The sequence below is a fragment of the Nocardiopsis protaetiae genome, from assembly GCF_045446735.1.
Taxonomy (GTDB): Bacteria; Actinomycetota; Actinomycetes; order Streptosporangiales; family Streptosporangiaceae; genus Nocardiopsis; species Nocardiopsis protaetiae.
Genome location: NZ_JBJJBV010000463.1, coordinates 1 through 2,865 on the forward strand (window position 1 = coordinate 1; position 2,865 = coordinate 2,865).

3 protein-coding genes are annotated in these 2,865 nt (G+C 70.9%); all 3 read left to right on the plus strand.

Annotated features, from left to right (window positions below):
* A partial coding sequence (locus tag ACJOT3_RS33865) for a carbohydrate ABC transporter permease (RefSeq protein ID WP_406977211.1) occupies nt 1-913 on the plus strand: 913 nt, incomplete at its 5' end.
* Complete coding sequence (locus ACJOT3_RS33870) at nt 910-1,809, plus strand: carbohydrate ABC transporter permease (RefSeq protein WP_406977212.1); 900 nt, start codon at nt 910-912, stop codon at nt 1,807-1,809. The genes ACJOT3_RS33865 and ACJOT3_RS33870, both read left to right, overlap by 4 nt.
* A gap of 83 nt (nt 1,810-1,892) precedes the next feature.
* Nucleotides 1,893-2,846, plus strand: a complete 954-nt coding sequence (locus ACJOT3_RS33875) for a glycoside hydrolase family 16 protein (protein WP_406977213.1) — start codon at nt 1,893-1,895, stop codon at nt 2,844-2,846.
* Nucleotides 2,847-2,865 lie beyond the last annotated feature (19 nt).

A 2,865-nucleotide genomic window follows, 5' to 3' on the forward strand; every position in this document is an offset into this window, starting at 1 on the left:
CCGCCGCCGGTGGCGCGGCGGCGCACCCCTGCGTTCCGCCCTGCCCTACCTGCTGGTCGCCCCCACCGTCCTGGGCGCCGCCTACCTGCTGCTCTACCCGCTGCTGCGCAACATCGCCATCTCCCTCCAGCACTTCCGGATGGGCGAGCTGATCAACGGCGGGGCGGAGTTCGCCGGGCTCGACAACTACCGGGAGATCCTCGGTGACACCACGTTCTGGGAGGTCGTCCAGCGCACCTTCGGGTTCACCGCGGCGACCGTCACCCTCATCATGGTGCTCTCCACCCTCATCTCCCTGCTGCTGGTGCGGCTGGGCCGGTGGCCGCGGCTGGCGGTGATGTCCGCGCTGGTGCTCACCTGGGCCACCCCCGTCATCGCCGCCACCACCATCTTCCAGTGGATGTTCCAGTCCCGGCTGGGGGTGGTGAACTGGCTGCTGGTGCGGGCCGGGTTCACCTCGTTCGAGTCCTACGCGTGGTTCGCCGACGGCACCGCCACCTTCTGGATCCTGGTGGTCCTGGTGGTGTGGCAGTCCATCCCGTTCGCGGCCATCACCCTGTACGCGGCGCAGACCACCATCCCCCGGGAGCTGTACGAGGCGGCGCGCATCGACGGCGCCGGGCCCTGGCGGCTGTTCACCGAGATCACCCTGCCGATGACCCGGGCGATCTTCGGGCTGGTCGCCTGCCTGGAGGTCATCTGGGTGTTCAAGGCGTTCGCGCAGATCTGGGCGATCAGCCAGGGCGGGCCCAACGACGCCACCACGATCCTGCAGGTGTACGCGTTCAAGGTCGCGACCCTCCAGCACCGGTACGACCTGGCCGGGGCGGCGTCCACCATCACGGTGGTGGTGCTGCTCGTGCTGCTGGCCGTGTACTTCCGGCACATGTACCGACAGGAGGCGCAGCGGTGACGGGGACGACGGTGCGCGGGGTTGGAGCCCCGGGGCGCCCGCGGCGGGGTGTCCGGCCGTGGCGGGGTGCCGGGCTGTGGCGGCGGGTGCCGCTGGGGCTGGCCGCGCTCACGGTGTCCGCGGTGATGGTGTTCCCCGTGTACTGGATGGTGCTGACGGCGTTCAAGCCCACGCTCCTCATCCAGGCGCAGGACCCGGTGTTCCTCCCGGTGTCGCTCACCCTGGACCACTTCCGCACCGCGGTCGACGCCGACAACTTCTGGCGGTACTGGCGCAACAGCCTCGTGGTCACCGTGAGCGCCGTGCTGATGTCCCTGCTCGTCGCGCTGCTCGCGGCGTTCGCGGTGGCGCGGATGCGCTGGAGGGGGCGGCGCGGGTTCATCCTCATGGTGTTCGTCGCGCAGATGGCGCCCTGGGAGGCGATGCTCATCCCCGTCTACGTGATCGCCCGGGACACGAACATGCTCGACCGGCTGTCCATGCTGACGCTCGTCTACTTCATGATCACGCTGCCGTTCACCATCGTGACGCTGCGCGGGTTCCTGGCGGCGGTGCCGGTGGAGCTGGAGGAGGCGGCGATGATCGACGGCGCCACCCGCGCCGGGGCGTTCCGCCGGGTGGTGTTCCCGCTGCTGGCGCCAGGGTTGCTGGCCACGTCGCTGTTCGGGTTCATCACGGCGTGGAACGAGTTCGCGTTCGCCAACATGCTCATCATCAAGGACCAGGGGGACCGCACCCTGCCGGTGTGGCTGTCGTCCTTCCAGAACACGTTCGGGACCGACTGGGGGGCGACCATGGCGGCGTCCTCCCTGTTCATGCTGCCGGTGCTGCTGATCTTCCTCGTGTTGCAGGGCCGGGTCACCACCGGCCTGGCCTCGGGGGCGGTCAAGGGATGAGCCGCCGCACGCCCGCCGCCCGGGACCCGCCGCGGCCGCACCGCCCCCCGACCGTCCCTCTACCCGCTGAGAGGAAACCCCCTATGACCGCCGGAACGCACAGAACGAACACGAAGAAGAGGACGCCCCTGGCCCGCGCCGCCCTCCCGGCCGCCGGGCTCGCCCTCGCCGCCGGGGCCGCGCTGGTGCTCGCCCCGGGCACCGACGGCCCCGCGGCCCTGGTGTCGTCGCAGGCCCAGAGGGCGCTGCTGTTCGACGACTTCCACTACACCGCCCACGACGACCCCGACGTGTCCGCCCACGGGTGGACCGTCCGCTCCGGCGGGGGCGGCCCCGGCGTCCCGGGCGCCGTCTGGGACCCCGCCAACGTCACCTTCCCGAACGCCGACGGCGAACCGGTGATGCGCCTGGAGTCCACCACCGACGGCGCCACCACCGAGCAGACCGAGGTGTACCACGCGCGCAAGTTCTACGAGGGCACCTACGCGGCCCGGGTGCGGTTCACCGACGCCCCGGTCACCGGCCCGGACGGCGACCACGTCGTGCAGACGTTCTTCACCATCACCCCGCTGGAGTACCCGATGGACCCCGACTACGGGGAGGCCGACTTCGAGTACCTGCCCAACGGGGGCTGGGGCGGGCAGCCGCTGTCGATGTACCTCACCACCTGGGAGACCTACAACCCCGACCCGTGGGAGGCGGTGAACACCCACGACGTGCTGGTGCGCAGCTTCGAGGGGTGGCACGACCTGGTCATGACCATCTCCGGCGGCGAGGTCGTCTATTACATCGACGGGCAGGAGGTGGCCCGGCACGGGGAGCCGTACTACCCGGAGACGCCGATGTCGGTGAACGTCAACCAGTGGTTCATCGCCGACGGGCTCACCGGCTCGGGGGAGTACCGCGCCTACCACCAGGACGTCGACTGGATCCTGCACGTCAAGGACGAGGTGCTGACCCCGGCACAGGTGGCGGCCGAGGTCGACGCGCTGCGCTCGGCGGGCACCGACTTCACCGACACCGTCCCGGGGGTCTGACCCCGGCGGGGGGGGGGGG